Origin of the sequence: Streptosporangium nondiastaticum (genome assembly GCF_003011965.1) — a bacterium.
GTDB lineage: Bacteria > Actinomycetota > Actinomycetes > Streptomycetales > Streptomycetaceae > Streptomyces > Streptomyces nondiastaticus.
On the sequence record NZ_PXWG01000001.1, the window covers coordinates 194,745 to 210,920 of the forward strand.

Genomic DNA, 16,176 nt, shown 5'->3' on the forward strand with positions numbered 1-16,176 from the left:
GACAGTTCTGCAGGGCACAGGCGTGACTGCCCGGCGTGTCGGTCAGTGAGGGCCCCGGACGGCGTGCTCGATGTGCTGCTTCGGTGCGATGAGAACCTTTCCGGGAAGCGTCGGCCACCGGTCGAGGAAGGCGACGTGCTCATCGTCCTGTGCGATCACGTGGTGCTCGTAGTCCGGATACCCGGAGAGGAACGCGCAGATGAAGCAAGGCCCTGTGCGGGCGCGCTCTGTGCAGGCACCGAGATCCATAGGTTCGCGCACAGGCCTACGACCGGGCTGCGGGAAGGGCTCACGCATAGGTGTCGCCCAGGTAGACAGCGCCCCGGCCCGGGCCGGCGGCTAAGGCGTCGGTGATGACGGCCGGCAGGCACGGCGGCAGTGTGGGGAGCCCGGCGAGCTTGTCCAGCGCGACCCACTCGACCCCGAGCTGTACGGAGTCCTCCACGGGCCCACCGAGCACCGCCGGCTCCTGGAGGACGCGGCACCGGAACATCGCGTCGACCCGGTGCCCGCTACCGGACAGCATCCGGTGTCCGCCAGGATGGTTGGCCTGGATGTACTCGCGCAACACCACGAGCTCCTCAGACTTCACGCGCACTCCCGTCTCCTCGAAAACCTCCCGCTCCGCACAGGCCGCCAGGGTCTCCCCGGCCTCCTGGCCGCCGCCGGGCAACCACCAGGTCCCCGGGCGCGGCCTGTCCCCGTGCACGAGGAGTACGTGCTCGTCCCGTACGACCAGGCCGCTCGCCGCGTTCCTGATTCGTCCCTGATCCGTCATCCGCGCCGCATCCTCTCGCTGTTCGTCCTGGTTGAATTCGAAGCCCGCAAGCTTGACAGCGTGGGGTGTCCGAAGGGTCACATCCGTGCCCCGGGGCGGGCCGGCTCGTGCTCCGGGGCCGCGCGCTCTCCCGGGCAGTTCCGTCGCAACCATGCAGTGGTAGGCGTTCTGGACATCCCGGACTACCGAGCCGGAGCGGTTTCGTTGGGCTGGGGAGGCGGGAGTTCGGTGATCGGTTGCCGGGCGGGAGCCGACAGGCCGAGCTCCTCGCGGGCGCTGTGAACGGCGGCGAGCTGGGAAGCCGCCTCGCCTCCCCAGTCAAAGAGTTGCGCTGTTTGCTCCGGTGTCGCCAGGAGCCGGGTGTAGGTCTGGCCGGTTGCCTCGTCACGGCCCGGCGGTTCCCATCCGGTGATCCGGGCCGCGTACCGGGCCCGGGCGCAGCGCCGGCTGCCGGCGTCGTCGGGGTGGTAGCCGAGGTAGAGCGGATCGCTGATGTGTACCCGGGCCTCCTCCCAGGCCTCCCTGCGGAGGGTTCGTGCCGGAGCGCCGTGATCAGCCGCCTCGACCGTGCCGCCGGGCAGGCATGCGGAGCCGGTGTCCTGGCCGATGAGGACGAGGACCCTGCCGTCCTTGGCGAACAGCCAGCCCCAGGCTTGCCTGACCGGCAGTCCAGCCGGAACGGGGCCTGGATGCCAAGGCCAGAGCTGGGGTTTGCGTGGGGTGCGCAGTATCTGGAGGTCGTCCAGCCGTGTCGGGTCCAGGGGACGGCCGTCTTCGAGGATCGCGGGACCGGTGCCGTTGATCCGCGCACGGAGGGCGGCCAGAGCACGTCGCGCGTCGCTGGGGGCCATGTGGCGGGGGAGGAGCGCTGGTTCGACACAGCGGATGCCGGTGACTTCCCCGCCCGGCAGGCGGATCTGGGAGAGGTCAGCAGCGGTCAGTGTGCCGCCGTCGAACACGTAGACTATTTGGCCGGGGAAGCCCCGTGGGTAGCCCGGTGTGCCGGGAGGAACCCAGTCGACGGCCAGGGCGTGGACGAAGCGTCGGGTGAGGCCGAGTTCTTCGTGGACCTCGCGGGCGACGGCGAGGGAGGGCGTTTCGCCGGCGTCCACGGCGCCGCCGGGAAGCATGCAGACGGGGCGGTAGTCGACGTCCTCAAGGATCACGCGGCCGCGGTTGTCGGTGAAGAGGACCGCCGCGCCGAGCCACACTCGGCTGCGGCCGGCCACGTACTGGGCATCGGTCATTCTGCCCGGCATCGGGCTGATGTCTCCCTCAGAGTTCTGGTTGCGCAGCGCCATGGGCGACGTCCCTTCGGCCGGTGAGAGGTCTGTCCCCACAGGGTGGTGCAGTCAGGGCCGACCGGGGAGGGCGTGCAGAAGCGCGGCCGCGCCGTCATGCGGGAGTTGCTCGGCGGCGCGGTGGCTCACCTCCTCCGGTTGCTGGACCGATCCCGTGATACGGGTGCGGAGACAGGCGTGGCCGTCCGGGGCGAACACCGCGGCGTGCAGGGCCATGTCGGCGTCGGCGAGGGTGGCGTGCACGGAGGCCGCGGTCGTGCAGTTGCCGTGCAACATGGCCGGGGCAGCCCGTTCGGCGGTGTACGCGGTGTCCGTGGCCGGATGAGCCTGGCCTAGACGGTGCAGCCCGGCGTAGGCGACGAGCAGAGCGTCGAGTCCAGCGCCGGCCGGGCGTGGGGCAGACCTCACCGGGGCCAGCCCACGTCCGTGTACGGCCAGCCGTGAGCTATGCCCTCCAGCGCCGCGACCGTGTACTCCACCGTCGGCTCGGGAAGGGCGTGCAAGGGCCACCACCGCCACTCCACGCACCGGTCCGGCTCCATCAGACGCGGCTCGCCGTGCCACCGGTGTACGCGGAAGAACAGTTGCAATCGAGGTACGGCGTCGTCGGTGTCAAGCAGGTGAACGGCGTGCACGAGCTCAAGGTCGGGTTCAGTAACGGTGACACCGAGCTCCTCTCCGGCCTCCCGCACGGCGCAGGCCCGCGCGCTTTCCCGCTCCACATGGCCCGCCGGCACGTGCCAGACATTCGCTGCGAACAGCGCGTCCGGCGGTCGTAATCCCAATAGGACGTGGCCTTTTCGCTCGAACAGCAGGTGCGCGCCGACGATGTTCGGCTGGAACGACACGGGATCCCCTTTCCTCTGATACGGGTGCGGCTCGGTGATACGGGCACGGACCGGCGGCCGCGTGGATGCTTCTGCGTGACATGCAGGTCGTTCGCCGGTTGCGTTCGACGGAGCGGCTACGGGAGTACGGGCCAGCGGCCACGCTCAGTCGCTTTGTCACTTGTCACTTGTCGCTTCGTCGCTTCGCCAGTTCGTCACCTAGCCACCGTCACAACGCATCGAATGCGCGGACGAAGGAACCGTCAACCGTGTTTGTCTCTCCGGCCAATCGTCCGAGGAGTGGAGCTCGAACGTGACACACGGGCTGGCGGTGCCGACCGCAGGAGTCATGAGGCCTCCATGGGCGAGCAGTCGAGGCGGGCGTCCAGAACAACGGTGCTGATCAGAGACCCGTCACGGGTGCGGCCGGGCGACAGGTGGAACGAAAGTTCGACGATCTGTCGTGCTTCAAGGAATATCCGAGGGTCAGGGGCTGGTGGCGTGTTCGAAGCCGCCCAGGAAGAGCGCCTCACCCCTGCGAGGGATTGCGTGGCTCGCACGCGTGATCGCTTCCCGCGCCCTTGCTGGGCGGCCGCATCATCGCCCGCGCAGGACCGCTCTCCTGACCGACGCCCGCGCCGTCTTCGGACCGCCCGGCATCTGGGTCGACCTGCCAGATCGCGACGTGGCCGGCACACCTGAGAGGCGTGCCGGCCACGTCGCGAGGCCCTGGGCCGGTGACTGCCCCGGCCGCTATGCGGACTTGGAAGACTTGACGTCTTCCTGCTTCTGCTCAGGCTGGGCCGCCCCGCCCTGCCGGGGTGCCATGCTGTACGCAACCGACCGCGCCTGCTTGCTGCGCTGCACCTTGCCCCGGGCGACGAGTGCTTCCAACGTGTTGCGCACCACGGTCGCCTGCACCGTACGCGCGGGATGAGCGGCACTCACGCCGTTCGTGATCTCCGCAACCGACTGCGGGCCCTGCTGTTCGGCCAGGTAGGAGAGGAGGACCTCACCCCATGTGGCTTCCCCCGGGGCTGCCTTCTTGCCGCGGCGATCGGCTCGTGCCCGCGCGGGTGGCTGCGAGGAGCGCGGCCGGGGCACCTTGGCTCCGGCCTTCTTGCCGGCCTCCTCCGGTTCTGCAGCGGTCCCGCTCGGCGACGGTTCCACCGCCGCGACCGGCGCGACCGGCTCACCGGTGAGGGTGGCCCGCAGCTTGAGCAATTGTTGATGGTCGGATTCCAGCGTTCCCAAACGCTGCTGCAGCGCCGAGATCTCCGCGCGCACCTGTTCCCGTTCTTGGGACACGCGCTCGATGTCGGCGGTGACTCGGGCCGCGTACTGGTCCGTGAGGGAAGTGGCAATGTCAGGCATGAGGCTGTCCTCGCTCCGGTTGCCGTGTGTGAGCCGCGATGTTACCCATGTCGGCGGCCAATCGTCACTGCACCAGTACACAGAGGTGACAGGGGGAGAGGAAGAACGCGTCGAATGCAGGCCTACGGAGGTGGGAACGCCGGTCGCGGGCTAAGCGAAACCGTCCACCGCCCGGCTTTGCCTGTGGCACTTTGTGCGCGGCAGAGGCCCAAGTCCGGCGGCAGTGCGATGGTCCCGCCGCGGCGCGACTGGAGAGCACCCACCCCACACCATGCTGGCATCCCATTCGTAGAATGATCTGGAAGGGCAGTGAAGGACAGAAGGACAGTTGGGGAGAAGGATCGTTGCCGGCAGAAGGCTGCAGGCAGTCATCGTGCAACTGCCTGCTACGACAGCCGCCGGGCCGCGCCAACCGCACCGCCCCCACCAGCGAAACTCTGTGTCGCACAACCCCACTTCGATACCTCGTTGAAGCACTCCGCTCATGGCTGCGCGAAGTACGCCGCCCCGAACAGACGCTTGGCCATGCCAAGGCGCTCGTACGCGGCAATGGCCGGCGCATTGCCGGCATCCACCATGAGGGCGGCCCGCCCGCGGCGACGGACCAGGGAATTCACGACAAAGCCGCACACGGCCTGGGCCAGCCCGCGGCCGCGGGCAGCCGGGTGAGTGACGACTCCGGCCACGAACCCGCAGCCGGACGCAGACCACGCATCCGCCGCAACTGCCAGAGGCTCAGGGCCCGCTGCACCTGCCACCTCACCGGAGGTTCCGGCCCACCGGCGGACGCCCAAGCTTCCCGGCTGTGCGTAGGAGTCGGGGAAGAACCGACCGAACAGCGATACGGCACGCTGCTCCTGCTGAGCATCCAGCCACCGGACCCCCGCGTCGGCAGTGCCTGGCAGAGCCGTGGTCTCCATCCAGAAGAAGTAGGGGACCGGCAAGAGGCCGGGCACCTCTCCCACCAGCGCATCGATCAAGAGCGCTTTCCCGAAGGGCCGGTACGACGGGCCGACTTCGTCCAGCACCTGCTGCCCCAGAACGACTGCATCAGGACCGTCACCCGCGATGGCAATCCGATCACGCTGCGAGAGCCACGGGCTCGCCACGGCCACGGCCGTGCCATGGCGCCAGGCCCGCACACCCGGCCCCAGGCCATGCTCAGTCTGCCCCTGGGCGGCCCAGATCAGGTGTCCGTCGTCTGCCGCGGCCTGCTTGATGTCGCTGAGTCGCGTAAGTTCTTCCATGCGGCGTGGATTACCCACCCGTCGAGACGGTGACCGCCCGGCGCGGCGGCATCGCCGACGTATTCTCGGTACGAGCATGCCCCCCTTAGGAGGCCGAGCCCAGCCACTGGCGGATGCCGTGGCGCTCAGATGTCCCGATGCCCGGATCCAGCTGCCCGGGTGCCGCGTCGTGGTGCCCTATCAACACAACGTGACGCGAGCTACGGCGGCGCCCGGGTGGGCAGAGGATTGCCGGTCGATGGCTGAGAATGCAGCCATGGACAATCTGCTACACCTCAATCGCACCCTCGACGAGCTGGACCCGCCCCGCTGGACCGCCCCGGCAGCCGACGCGACCCACCTCGTCCGCAAGGTGCATGAGTTGCGGCACGTGCCGCTGGGGGAACTCCGTCCGGCCGATCTGCGAACGCTCATCGCGCAGCAGGTGGCCCTGCCGTACGTCCTGCCGCTCGCAGTGCGCCTGCTGATCGAAGAGCCGCTGCTGGACGCGTACTTCTACGAGGGGGACTTGCTGCTCGCAGCCGTCGAAGCGCCGTCCGCCGCCTGGTCCGTGCTGCCGGAGCTCGGCGAACGGCTGCGCACGGTGATCAAGAGTCTGCCGGAGGCAGCGATCGCCGAATTGCCCCGCGGCGCAGCCGAGGCGCTGGCCCGCTTTGTCGAGCAGCCCAGCTGATCGCCCCAGCTTCCCCCGAGTGTCACCAGCCCGTCCCCGTAACACGCAAACGCCGATACGGAGGGTCGGTCGGCGCAGCCGGGACCAGCGTATCGACGGCCTCGCCGGATAATCCCGACCGAGTCGCTTCACCTCGCCCCCGCAAAGCATTGCCCCTTGAGCATCACGCACCGTCCACCGGCCTCGACGAAGCCAGCACCGAAGCCGCCAGGTGATCGCGGAACCAGCGGTGGCCGGGGTCGGTCGAGTTGCGGGGATGCCAGGCCATACCGATGTCGAGGGGCGTGAGGTCGAGGGGGATGGGGAAGGTACGCAGCCCCAGCGCGGCGGTGGTGCCGGGGAGCCAGCCGGCCACGGTGAGCGCGACCAGGTCGGTCTCGCGGGCGAGCATCATCGCGCTGACATGACTGGGCACGATCACCGCGATCCGGCGCCGCAGCCCGAGCCGCGCGAGCGCATGGTCGATCGGTCCGTCGCGTTTGCCGTGCCGGGATATGCCGATGTGGCCGGCCGCGGCGAAACGGCGGGCGTCGATCCGCCGGTCGAAGAGGGGATGACCGCTGCGAGCCACGCCGACCAGAGTCATCCGCGTGAGCTGCCGGCTCCGGGTCTCCGGATCCAGGTGCCCGAGGACGCCCAGTTCGACGTCCACCCGGCCCTGCCGCAGCGCGGGGCCGCCCTCGATCGCCTCCGGCAGGAAGACCACGTCCACGTGAGGGGCTTCCGCGTGGATCCGATCGGTCAGGGTCCCGGCGAGTCCGCTCAGGAGCAGTTCGGTGGCCTGCACGGTGAAGGTGCGCTGGAGATGCACGGGGTCGAAAGCGGCTCCGGGCCGCAGTACGTTGTCGCAGCCGCGCAGCAACACGCCGACCTCCTCGCGCAGTTCCTGGGCACGCGGGGTCGGCACCATCTTCTGGCCCGCGCGAACCAGGAGCGGGTCACCGACGGCCCGGCGCAACCGGGCAAGGGTGCGGCTGACCGCCGCCGGGGAGGTGCCGAGTCGCTCCGCGGCACGAGTCACGCTGTTCTCCTGGAGCAGGGCATCCAGGACTCTCAGCAGGTTGAGGTCCAATTGAGCTCCTGAGCTGCATCATTACGCCTGAGTCAACTATTGCGTGCCGGTTTCCGCATTGTCGCGGAATCCCCCTCGCGCGGACAGTGGAGGTGCCCGCAAACGTCTCGAACCCACCCACGGTGGCGAAGGAGTCCGTGATGCAACAATCCCCCCGCGACGGTCGAGAAGGCGACGTTCTGGCGGTCGTCAGCCAGAGCGGCCCGGCGGTCTTGTTCTTCGACGCCGCCTGTGACCGGCTGCTCGGCAGGGTGGAAACCCTCGCCGACCCGCACGAGTTGTGCTTCGACCCCACGCACCGCCTGCTCTGGTGCACGATGACCTACTACTCGGGCGCGTACCACGCGAACACAGGCCGCCGCACCGAACTGACCGTCATCGACCCCGACACCCACCGCATCGTCGAAATCGTGAACCTCGCCCCGGAACACGCCCCCCACGGACTCGCACTGGACGCCGAGCGCCGCCGCCTGTACGTCACCGTGGAGGGCGCGTCGGACGGGCCCGGTGGTGTCGTGGTGATCGACACCGCGACCCGTAGGCCCGTGGGCAGGATCGACACGGGCGCGCCCGGCTCCCACTGGGTCGCCCTCGATCCGGCACGGCAGACGGGGTACGTCGCCAACAAGGAAACGCCGTTCGTGTCGGTCATCGACCTCGAACAGGGCACCCTCACGGCAAAGGCCGAGGTGCCCGGCAGCGAGGGGCTCGCCGTCTCCGCCGACGGGAAGCACGTCTTCGTCGCCGCGCCCTACGGTGGCTCATTCGCCGATTCCGACGGACGGCCGGCCCCGGGAATCAAGGTCATCGATGCCCGGACGGCATCCGTCATCGAGACCCTGCCCACCGACAACCCCGTCGTGCCGATGCACGTGGCCTCGACGGGAAAGCTCCTCGCGGGCGAAGTGTGCACACAAACCGATCCGGACTCCGGAACCGTACGCATGGCACCAGGCCGCCTCACGGTGTTCGCCGCCGACACCCGTGAGCACGTGGGGTCGTTCGAGGTGGGGCTGTGCCCGCTCACCATCACCTCGTCACCCGACGGCCGGATCGCCTACGTGTCCTGCTACGCCTCGGGCACCGTCGACATCATCGACCTGGAGACGCTGCAGAGCCTGACCTTCCTCTCCGGCTCCGAACTCGGCGAGTCCGGTGCCCACGGCCTGGCCTACCTGCCGCGCCCGGCCTGACCCCCGGGCGATCTCGGCGGGCGTGGCCTTCAGCGCCGTCGCGGCGGCCGGCCGGGGGAGCGACGCTTTCTGTTGATGGTATGGATGGGGAGTAGCCGCATCAGGCGAGCACGTCCCACGGCACCTGCTCGTACAGCTTCGGAAGCACACGAACGAGGTAGTCGTCGTGGGGGAAGCTGATGTCGTCGATGCGCGCGATCGGCGCGATACCGGTGGAGTTGGAGACGAAGGCGGCGTCGAAGCGGGCGACGTCGTCGAGGCGGACCGGTTGCTGTCGCCAGGTCATCCCCGCCTGCTCCAGCTCCCGTCGCAGCAGCAGCATCGTGATGCCGTCCAGCGAGGGCCCCTCGGGCCAGACCACGGCGCGGCCCTCCACGAAGCCCACGTTGGTGATCGCTCCCTCGGTGACCAAGCCATCGGCCCCCACCAGCAGTGCCTCGTCGAAGCCGCCGGCCTGTACCCGGCGCAGGTGGTGCGCCTGTCCGAACACCCCCACGTGCTTGAGGTGGGCGAAGGGACGGACGTACGGGACGCTGCACAGGCGCTGCGGGCTCGTCGGCGCGGGAACCGGGGGCCGTACCACGACCGTCGTCACCGGGCTGTCGCCGTCCGGCGGCGCATACACATAGACGCGCACCGACGCGTCCCGTACGCCCGCCTCATCCAGGGCCTGCCGCATGCGGCCGACCACGATCCGGCCGTCGAGCTCCTGTCCGAACAACTCCCGATTGGCGGCCTTGAGCCGGGCCAGGTGGAGTCCCAGCCCCCGCACGCTGCTGTTCCTGACCTGCATGGCGGTCATGTGTCCGTAGCCGCCCATCAGCATCGTGGGCAGCGGATCGGGGACGATGGCATGCCCGTTCACCTGGACATACGGCAGCTCAAGATCATCCATATCGGTCACCCTAACCCGGCTCGGCCCGGCGTCAGGCAGCAGACACACCCCCGCGAAGCCCAACCCCGGTGCCTCCTGGCAGAGCGCCGGATGCCTGCCGCGAACGACCGGCCGGAGAAGGCCGACTGGGGCGACTTCAAGGTCGACTACCTGAAGCGACACGTCCGGCGATCACACCGACCGCCCCGCGTGCTGCCTTGCCGCCATCCTCACACGTGGGGCTGAGGAGGACGGCAGCGCGGGGCCGGTCGTCCGGTCCGGATCGTGCTTCAGCGCGACAGGTCGTGGTTGGTGGATTCGGCAGCGCTTTTGAGGCCGTGCAGCCATGCTTCGAGGCCCTCGCCGAGGGTCCTGGTCGCAGTGGGAACGTCCGCTTCGACCTGGGCGCCGGTGTGCGTCTCCTCGGTACTCACACGGACGCCGCCCTTGACCTTGGTGAAGTTCCATACGTGGACGCCGTCGATGTGCACTCCTGCGGCGACAGCGGGGCCGGTCCAGCGGATGCACGAGTGACGCTTGAGCTGCTCGACGGTCGAGGTGATCTCCAGGCTGGTGGCGGGAGCCGTGGGGTTGGGGGGTATCGGCATCGTCCACCGGAAAGCCGAACCCTTGCGAAAGGGGCCCTGGTCGAGTCGGTCCGCGGCGGTGACGGCGCCCTGCCAGGTCGGCCAGTGCTCGACGTCGGTCTGCAGCTTCCAGATGGTGCGCAGCGGGGCGTGGATCACGGTCTCGGTCCGGTAGTGGACGAGGGCGTCAGGATCGACGCCTTCCCCGTGGCAGGTGAGAGGCGTGATGCGGTGAGCGGTGGTGGCCCCGGCCGGTAAGGCGGCGGTGCCGAGGACGCCGATGGCGGCAATCGGGACGGTGAACAGGGCGGCGCGACTACGGGAGCTGCGAATGCCGAACATGATGTTCCCCCTGTCAGGTGGTGAGCGAGTGTTGCCTGATTGAGAAGAGAGTTCGGCGCGGGCCGTAAAGGGCACGCTTGCGCAACCGCCCCCCGCGCCTTACACGCCGAGCTAGAAGATTGATTGTTCGTTAGAAGGTATAACGCGAGGGTGGGTGGGGGTCAACAGGTTCGTGATAGCCTCTAACAAAACTTTGAGTATGCAGCCATGCGAAGGGGGAGGCGGCAGGTCATGGCGAAGACCGAGGCGAAGAGCCCGAGGGAGCGCTATCGCGTCCAGGTGCGCGCGGAGATCAAGGAGCGTGCCTGGGAGCAGATCGCCACGGCGGGGGCGTCCGCGCTCTCCCTCAACGCGATCGCCAAACAGATGGGCATGAGCGGCCCCGCTCTCTACCGCTACTTCGCCAGCCGCGACGAGCTGATCACCGAACTCATCCGCGAGGCATATCAAAGCCTCGCCGGGACCTTTCGCACGGCCGTCGCTACGGGTGCCGACCTGGCCGGACTGGCACACGCCCTGCGCGGCTGGGCCGTGGAGAACCCGCAGCGGTACCTCCTCATCTACGGCACTCCCGTCCCCGGCTATCACGCGCCCGAGGACATCACCGGCATCTCCTCCGAGATCATGACCGCCCTGCTCGACGCGTGCACGGCCCTTGCCCCGACCGGCTCCGCTGCACCGTTCAGCGCCCACCTGGATGACCACCGAGACTGGGCTGACGGCCACCCCGCCCCACCCTCGGCCCTCCACCGCGCCCTGGCCTTCTGGACCCGGCTGCACGGTGTGCTGTCCCTGGAACTCGCCGGCCACTTCACCAACATGGGCTTCGACCCGGCCCTGCTCTTCGCCGCCGAACTGGACGACTTGCTGACACACCGAGCTTGACCGGGGCCGCACTGCCCTTGCCTCTGGCCGATCGGCAGCGAGGCTGTCCTGCACCTGCTCGGCAGGGGCACAAGCGCCCACGTACCTGCACGAGCGTCGTTCAGACCGATACGCCCGCGCTGCAGATTTCCGCACTGGAGCCCGGCCATGCGCAGCCGTGCATCGGAGGCCCAGCGTATGGTCACAGGCTCTCGATGCGCTGCCGACAGCCGATGGGAGACCTTCGCACCGCTTACGCTACCTGATGTGGATCAGGAGCGATCCGCAGTCAGGGCGGAGGGCCTTGCTCCCCGCCAAGGGATCCAGACAAACCCCGGAGCGAACGACGTAGAGAGGCTGACGGCTCCGAGGCTATCGCGGAGCCGCTCCGAGAGCACCAAGCCGTCGAGGGCCCCCCTTGCCAACTCGTCGGCCCACTCCGCACGCAGGCAGTCCACATCGACCAGCGACTCGGGATCCCAGCCGACTTTCGCCGCCTGGTACCCGTCGAACTGCGTGAGCAGGTCGTACAGGCCACGCCCCAGCTGAGTGAACTCCACGGACGTCAGAGCGGCCTGCGGAAGCGCCCGGTCCAGGGCTACCCCCATGCCCACCCCGACCGGGACAACCGACAACTCTGCATACGTCCCGTCCGAGTACTCCGAGGAAACCCGGTCGAGCGCTGCCGGGTGCAGGCCAATGCGGTGGCCGCCTGCCGTGAGCGCAGGCCATCCGGCGGCGATCGCACGTGCTCTTTGCGCGGCCTCGACGTCGTGTCCGAAGTTGACCACCAGCTCGAACGCGATCGCCATAACACCCTCTGCGCGCAGTAGAAAATGAGACGTGACGCAGCATAGGAGGCGGCGAATATCGCTCACCAACGAGGTGCCGGAAGGCTATGGGATTGGTAGCCGCTCGCCGCCTGCTGGGTGACTCCGCCAGGGCCACCAGCGAACCGGTGTGCAGCCGCTCAGGACTTCCGTGCAGGAGAAGTCGCTCATAGGCCGGGCCCCGCCCAGGTGGGCGCTGTTCTCCGCTGCTCCGGCATGTTGCTGCTGATGGCTGCGCCTTTTCCAGCCTGGAATCCTGCTCGGCGACGCGATTGCCGAGCGCCTGGCGCGGAGTCCAATCCCGCCGCTCCTCGAACCGGTACTCATGTACGTTGCTGAGTTGCTGAAGGCCGAGTCGGCCAGGATCTCACCGTGGGTCGGTGGCGGAGAGAAGGAACCATGCCGCGGTTCGCTCGGCGGCTGCGGCTGCGGCTGCGGCTACCCCTGCTGAGCGGGCAGGGAGCACGGGCCGTACAGCGCGGTCGGGGATCCGGTCTTCACGGCCCAGTAGCGGTCCCCGTAGCTCCAGTGCCACCACTCGGTCTCGTAGTTCACAAGCCCCGCACCGGCTAGGGCATGGGCGAGAATGCGCCGGTGGTAACGCGCCTTGGCGCTGATGTTCTTGGCGTCCATGTAGCAGGCGCCGTCGCTCTCCTCAGGAGTCGCGTTCGTATCGGTGCCCAGGTCGAGCTCGTGGCCGTTCGCGTCGGCGAGGGTGATGTCGACGGCTGCCCCGGCAGTGTGCGGAGCGATTTCCGGCGGAGCGACGAAGCGGCTGGCGGCCCTGTGCACCTGGGTGCCGGACCACTGCGGGTTCGCGGCCCGCAACCACGCGACGTACCGCTCGAAGTACTGCTCCTGGAGGGCCGGCGGACGGTAGCCCTCGACGAGCAGCAGCCGCACTCCGTCAGGAAGTGCCGATTGCGCGCGCTGAAGGCGTTCGAGGACACCTTCCCGAACGTGTGCGAAGGCACCCTCTGCGTCCTGCCGGCTGCGATCCACCAGCAGACGGCTGTAGCGCACGTCCCTGAGCCGTTCACCGCACTCACGGACCGGTATCGCCGCGACGCACGGGTCACACATCAAGATGATGCCGGGCATGAAGGCTCCCCTTAGGTATCGGTGTTGCCGCCGGGCCACTGCCGGACGCCCAGCGCCGCCGGGGCCGAGCAGCGCAGCTGAAGGGGACGATCTTCCGTGGGCGTGCATCGGCAGCGTCTGTACTCCTCAGGCGGCACCCACTGATTCGCCATCGGCATTCCCCTCCCCTGTAGTCCTGCCGCGCCCACTACCGGACATCGGCCAAGTGACTGGCCTCGCGCAGATAGCGGCACCGCCCGCCCCGCAGAACCTCGGTCGCGACGGCCAGCACGCGAGCCTGCTCCGGATGCACCAGGGGCGCCCACTCTTCGGCGGTGAGCATGCGCCAGTCGTCGTGCTCGTCGGACAGCTTCACGTCGACCGTGCTCGCATCGACGAGCGGTCCCTTGAACAGGGTGAAGATCTCGGGGATGCCTTCAGGGTGCAGGCCCCAGTCCACGGCCAGCAGCTCAGGGTGGTCCGGCATGGCCAGGCCGGTCTCCTCGTACGTCTCGCGCACCGCGGTGTGCCACAGATCCTCGCCCTCGTCGTGACCGCCACCGGGCAGCTGCCACTCATCGCTCCACGAGGTGTGCAGCAGCAGGATCCGCTCCTCGGCGTCGTGCACCAGGGAAGCAGCGCACCCCAGGATCCGCGCACGGCGGGCGAGCCAGTCAGCCCGGGGAAGCTGCGGGTGTTTCGTCAACCTTTCGACCCCCTCCATCAGGACGCCTACCCCTTCGGTGCGTTGATCCGATAGGGGTTGGACTCAAAGCACCCGTTGATTAACGCTGCCGGCGGAAGGAAAGTCACGGGCTCCGAACCTCGCCGGATGCCGCTCCTACGTGCCTACGTGCCTACGTGCCTACGTGCCTACGTGCCCACCTGCCTACGTGACGTAGACGACCAAGCCTTCCAGCCCGCCGCCCCGCCAGCCCGGCGGCACGGGGTTGTAGCCCTCGTGGACGTCCTCGCGCTGCCCGCGCACGATGGCCTGTACGGGACAGTCGGCCTGGAGCAGGTAGTCGGTGGCTCGGGCGACCGCGGCGGTGGGCAGGGACGCGGGCAGTTCGTGCTCCGCGAGGTCGGCGCAGCGACCGGTGACGACTTCGACGGCGGCCCCGCGGGTGTCGTGGAAGGCGAGGCCCCAAGAGCCGGGGGTGGGGAAGCGGTCGTCGGCCGGTTGCGCTGCGCCGGGGCGGCGGTGGGCGGACGGGGTTGGGGACGCGGTTGCGGAGCGCGGCGGGGAGGTGTTCTCGCCGAGGAAGGTGACGCTGCTGTAGTCGGGTTCGATGATGACGAAGCGGAAGCGGTCGCCGGGCCTCATCCCGTAGGCCCGGAACTGCTGACCCATCAGTCTGCCCGCGCGCTGGTTGTCCTCGGCGTCGAGGTAGACGACGCTGGCAGATGCGCCGCCTTCCGCGCTGACGGCGGGTGGGTACTCGTCCCGGTCGAGCATGCCGACGGGAGCGCCTTGCCGGGGGCCGGAGACCACGTCGAGGACCTGGGTGAAGGCGGGGGAGCCGCTGAGTGCCGCACGGCGGCGTGCCGGGGCGCCGTCCGGGTCGTAGGTGAGCCGCCACGGGTGCCTGTCGGCGACGGCTTCCTCCATGTGGGCGATGACGCCCGGGGTGTCCTCGCGGTAGAGGTAGATGAGCCAGGTGCCGTCCTCGTCCTGGCGCGGCACGTCCACGGGCAGGACCGGCGGTCCGGGGCGGCGCGGAGGCGGGGGCGCGGTGGGCGGGCGGGGGCGGAGGTGATAGCTGATGCTTGCCTGCAGCGCGGATGCCGCGGCCGCCGCGGCGGCGAGGTTGACGTTGTTGCAGCCGGGCGGGCCGTTGTGTACGAATGCCCCCGCGGCCAGTTGGAAGTTGTGTACGGAGTCGATCTCGAGGTTGTAGAGCGCCATGGCGGCCGGCTTGTCCGTCGTCACCTCGGTGATGCCGACGGAGCCCGGGCGCCCTTCCCTGTCCCAGGAGAACAGGGGAGCGGAGTTCCACAGCCGGCTCGCCCGCCAGTAGCCCAGGGCGGTCACGGGCGGCGTGGACTGCTCGCGCCAGATGAGGAAGCGTTCGCCGGCCGCGGCGCGGATGGTGCGTCCGAGGCCGTCGGGCGGGCTGGTGACCTTCATGGAGGTGAGGGCGACCGCGGCCCGCTCCTCCTTGAACACCTTCGTGACCTTGTGCAGGGCGAATCCCCGTGACCGCCCGCCGGATCCGGTGTTCATCGTGCCCACCAGGTCACCGGTCCGCACCGCGTCGATGCGGACCGGACGGGACCAGTACGTCCCGTCGAGGACGCTCCGGCTCCAGACGAGCACTTCCGTGTCGGCGGGCAGCCCGCGGTCGCAGGACGGAGCGTCCTCCAGGTCGTCCAGCTGGTCCACACGTCCAGGGCGCTGCCAGTACGCGTCGGGGTCGTCGTTGTGATTGGGAGTGATGGTGTACACGTCGCGGTCGTTGTCGGCTACGGGGTCCGTGGTGTCGGACGTCACCCAGGTGGTGAACCGGCGGTCGGTGAACACGTTCCAGGGCGACATCGTGAAAGTGGCCTGGACCTTCACCAACGTGCGTGCTGGGAGGTCACGCAGCGGGCAGACCAGCAGCCAGGTGTCGCTGTACGGGTTGTTCCCGCTGTCGTCGCTCTCGTCGTACGCGCACTGGTTCACCTCGTTGACCCAGCCACCGCTGGGCGGCTCGGACGGACGGTCCCCCGAACGGATCTCCCTGGAGAGCAGCTGCACGTGGTCGAAGACCATGCGGTAGGTGTACGGCACGCGCAGCCTGATGCCGCGGGCGGTGCCGGGCCCGGCGTTGTAGACCCAGATGTCGACCTTCTCGGTCTCACCGGGGTCCTTGCCGTTGTTGTAGACGGCCCGCAGCGACGCGACACGCAGGTCCGCTGTGGTGCTCAGCTCCTGCGCCCCGGCGGCGGGGAGGATCCCGGCGGCGGGGAGGGCCCCGGCGGTCAGGCACCCCAGAATGAGGCCGGCCACCAGCAGGCGCCACCTGCCGCGCCACCACCGCCGCACCACAGCAGGAACCGGCATGCCACCCACCGCCACTCAGGAGACGAGATCAGCATCTCCCGGTATAGGTCATAGGTCGACAAATAGGATGGTCGACATATCGTGT

Annotated in this window: 17 protein-coding genes; 3 read left to right on the top strand and 14 right to left on the bottom strand. The window is 69.1% G+C overall.

What is annotated here, in order from left to right:
• Window positions 1-42 precede the first annotated feature (42 nt).
• The 7 genes from B7P34_RS00905 to B7P34_RS00935 form a co-directional block, all read right to left on the bottom strand.
• Window positions 43-249, bottom strand: a complete 207-nt coding sequence (locus B7P34_RS00905; RefSeq protein WP_106673795.1) for an HIT family protein — start codon at window positions 247-249, stop codon at window positions 43-45.
• A 40-nt stretch (window positions 250-289) separates the two neighbouring features.
• Window positions 290-778: an NUDIX domain-containing protein gene (locus B7P34_RS00910; protein ID WP_189382300.1), complete on the bottom strand. Its 489-nt coding sequence runs from the start codon at window positions 776-778 to the stop codon at window positions 290-292.
• A gap of 182 nt (window positions 779-960) precedes the next feature.
• Window positions 961-2,025: an NUDIX hydrolase gene (locus B7P34_RS00915; protein ID WP_106673944.1), complete on the bottom strand. Its 1,065-nt coding sequence runs from the start codon at window positions 2,023-2,025 to the stop codon at window positions 961-963.
• Window positions 2,026-2,130: 105 nt separating this feature from the next.
• Window positions 2,131-2,487, bottom strand: a complete 357-nt coding sequence (locus B7P34_RS00920; RefSeq protein ID WP_106673797.1) for a hypothetical protein — start codon at window positions 2,485-2,487, stop codon at window positions 2,131-2,133.
• On the bottom strand, window positions 2,484-2,927 hold the full coding sequence (locus B7P34_RS00925; RefSeq protein WP_106673798.1) for an NUDIX hydrolase: 444 nt from the start codon (window positions 2,925-2,927) through the stop codon (window positions 2,484-2,486). The genes B7P34_RS00920 and B7P34_RS00925 overlap by 4 nt, the downstream gene beginning before the upstream one ends.
• A 732-nt stretch (window positions 2,928-3,659) precedes the next feature.
• Window positions 3,660-4,280 (bottom strand): hypothetical protein, encoded by a 621-nt coding sequence (locus tag B7P34_RS00930; protein WP_106673799.1) that lies wholly within the window; start codon window positions 4,278-4,280, stop codon window positions 3,660-3,662.
• A gap of 482 nt (window positions 4,281-4,762) precedes the next feature.
• A complete protein-coding gene (locus B7P34_RS00935; protein WP_106673800.1) occupies window positions 4,763-5,527 on the bottom strand; it encodes a GNAT family N-acetyltransferase in 765 nt (254 codons plus the stop codon).
• Window positions 5,528-5,783: 256 nt separating this feature from the next.
• Between B7P34_RS00935 and B7P34_RS00940 the strand changes: the two genes are divergently transcribed.
• Window positions 5,784-6,200, top strand: a complete 417-nt coding sequence (locus B7P34_RS00940) for a contact-dependent growth inhibition system immunity protein (protein WP_106673801.1) — start codon at window positions 5,784-5,786, stop codon at window positions 6,198-6,200.
• A gap of 163 nt (window positions 6,201-6,363) precedes the next feature.
• Here B7P34_RS00940 and B7P34_RS00945 read toward each other — a convergent pair whose 3' ends face one another.
• Complete coding sequence (locus B7P34_RS00945) at window positions 6,364-7,272, bottom strand: LysR family transcriptional regulator (protein ID WP_106673802.1); 909 nt, start codon at window positions 7,270-7,272, stop codon at window positions 6,364-6,366.
• Window positions 7,273-7,412: 140 nt separating this feature from the next.
• Between B7P34_RS00945 and B7P34_RS00950 the strand changes: the two genes are divergently transcribed.
• On the top strand, window positions 7,413-8,465 hold the full coding sequence (locus B7P34_RS00950; RefSeq protein WP_106673803.1) for a YncE family protein: 1,053 nt from the start codon (window positions 7,413-7,415) through the stop codon (window positions 8,463-8,465).
• 100 nt (window positions 8,466-8,565) lie between these two features.
• Here B7P34_RS00950 and B7P34_RS00955 read toward each other — a convergent pair whose 3' ends face one another.
• Window positions 8,566-9,360 (bottom strand): aminotransferase class IV, encoded by a 795-nt coding sequence (locus B7P34_RS00955; RefSeq protein WP_223267352.1) that lies wholly within the window; start codon window positions 9,358-9,360, stop codon window positions 8,566-8,568.
• A 269-nt stretch (window positions 9,361-9,629) separates the two neighbouring features.
• Window positions 9,630-10,268, bottom strand: coding sequence for an SRPBCC family protein (locus B7P34_RS00960; RefSeq protein WP_106673804.1), 639 nt, complete (start codon window positions 10,266-10,268; stop codon window positions 9,630-9,632).
• A 231-nt stretch (window positions 10,269-10,499) separates the two neighbouring features.
• Between B7P34_RS00960 and B7P34_RS00965 the strand changes: the two genes are divergently transcribed.
• Window positions 10,500-11,153, top strand: coding sequence for a TetR/AcrR family transcriptional regulator (locus B7P34_RS00965; RefSeq protein ID WP_106673805.1), 654 nt, complete (start codon window positions 10,500-10,502; stop codon window positions 11,151-11,153).
• Between the two features lie 251 nt (window positions 11,154-11,404).
• Here B7P34_RS00965 and B7P34_RS00970 read toward each other — a convergent pair whose 3' ends face one another.
• From B7P34_RS00970 to B7P34_RS00985, 4 genes are all read right to left on the bottom strand, one after another.
• Entirely contained in the window at window positions 11,405-11,944 is a 540-nt protein-coding gene (locus tag B7P34_RS00970) for a hypothetical protein (protein ID WP_106673806.1), read from the bottom strand.
• 456 nt (window positions 11,945-12,400) lie between these two features.
• Window positions 12,401-13,063 carry a M15 family metallopeptidase gene (locus tag B7P34_RS00975; protein ID WP_106673807.1) on the bottom strand — a complete coding sequence of 221 codons (663 nt, stop codon included), beginning with the start codon at window positions 13,061-13,063 and terminating at the stop codon, window positions 12,401-12,403.
• 187 nt (window positions 13,064-13,250) lie between these two features.
• Window positions 13,251-13,748, bottom strand: a complete 498-nt coding sequence (locus B7P34_RS00980; protein WP_189382304.1) for an NUDIX domain-containing protein — start codon at window positions 13,746-13,748, stop codon at window positions 13,251-13,253.
• A gap of 183 nt (window positions 13,749-13,931) precedes the next feature.
• Window positions 13,932-16,091 (bottom strand): NucA/NucB deoxyribonuclease domain-containing protein, encoded by a 2,160-nt coding sequence (locus tag B7P34_RS00985; RefSeq protein ID WP_146166672.1) that lies wholly within the window; start codon window positions 16,089-16,091, stop codon window positions 13,932-13,934.
• Between the last annotated feature and the right edge of the window lie 85 nt (window positions 16,092-16,176).

What these genes read in the sequence shown, in the direction of transcription:
- B7P34_RS00905 (WP_106673795.1), bottom strand. Translation starts at nt 249, where the DNA reads ATGGATCTCGGTGCCTGCACAGAGCGCGCCCGCACAGGGCCTTGCTTC.
- B7P34_RS00910 (WP_189382300.1), bottom strand. Translation starts at nt 778, where the DNA reads ATGACGGATCAGGGACGAATCAGGAACGCGGCGAGCGGCCTGGTCGTA.
- B7P34_RS00915 (WP_106673944.1), bottom strand. Translation starts at nt 2,025, where the DNA reads ATGACCGATGCCCAGTACGTGGCCGGCCGCAGCCGAGTGTGGCTCGGC.
- B7P34_RS00930 (WP_106673799.1), bottom strand. Translation starts at nt 4,280, where the DNA reads ATGCCTGACATTGCCACTTCCCTCACGGACCAGTACGCGGCCCGAGTC.
- B7P34_RS00935 (WP_106673800.1), bottom strand. Translation starts at nt 5,527, where the DNA reads ATGGAAGAACTTACGCGACTCAGCGACATCAAGCAGGCCGCGGCAGAC.
- B7P34_RS00940 (WP_106673801.1), top strand. Translation starts at nt 5,784, where the DNA reads ATGGACAATCTGCTACACCTCAATCGCACCCTCGACGAGCTGGACCCG.
- B7P34_RS00950 (WP_106673803.1), top strand. Translation starts at nt 7,413, where the DNA reads ATGCAACAATCCCCCCGCGACGGTCGAGAAGGCGACGTTCTGGCGGTC.
- B7P34_RS00955 (WP_223267352.1), bottom strand. Translation starts at nt 9,360, where the DNA reads ATGGATGATCTTGAGCTGCCGTATGTCCAGGTGAACGGGCATGCCATC.
- B7P34_RS00960 (WP_106673804.1), bottom strand. Translation starts at nt 10,268, where the DNA reads ATGTTCGGCATTCGCAGCTCCCGTAGTCGCGCCGCCCTGTTCACCGTC.
- B7P34_RS00965 (WP_106673805.1), top strand. Translation starts at nt 10,500, where the DNA reads ATGGCGAAGACCGAGGCGAAGAGCCCGAGGGAGCGCTATCGCGTCCAG.
- B7P34_RS00970 (WP_106673806.1), bottom strand. Translation starts at nt 11,944, where the DNA reads ATGGCGATCGCGTTCGAGCTGGTGGTCAACTTCGGACACGACGTCGAG.
- B7P34_RS00975 (WP_106673807.1), bottom strand. Translation starts at nt 13,063, where the DNA reads ATGCCCGGCATCATCTTGATGTGTGACCCGTGCGTCGCGGCGATACCG.
- B7P34_RS00985 (WP_146166672.1), bottom strand. Translation starts at nt 16,091, where the DNA reads ATGCCGGTTCCTGCTGTGGTGCGGCGGTGGTGGCGCGGCAGGTGGCGC.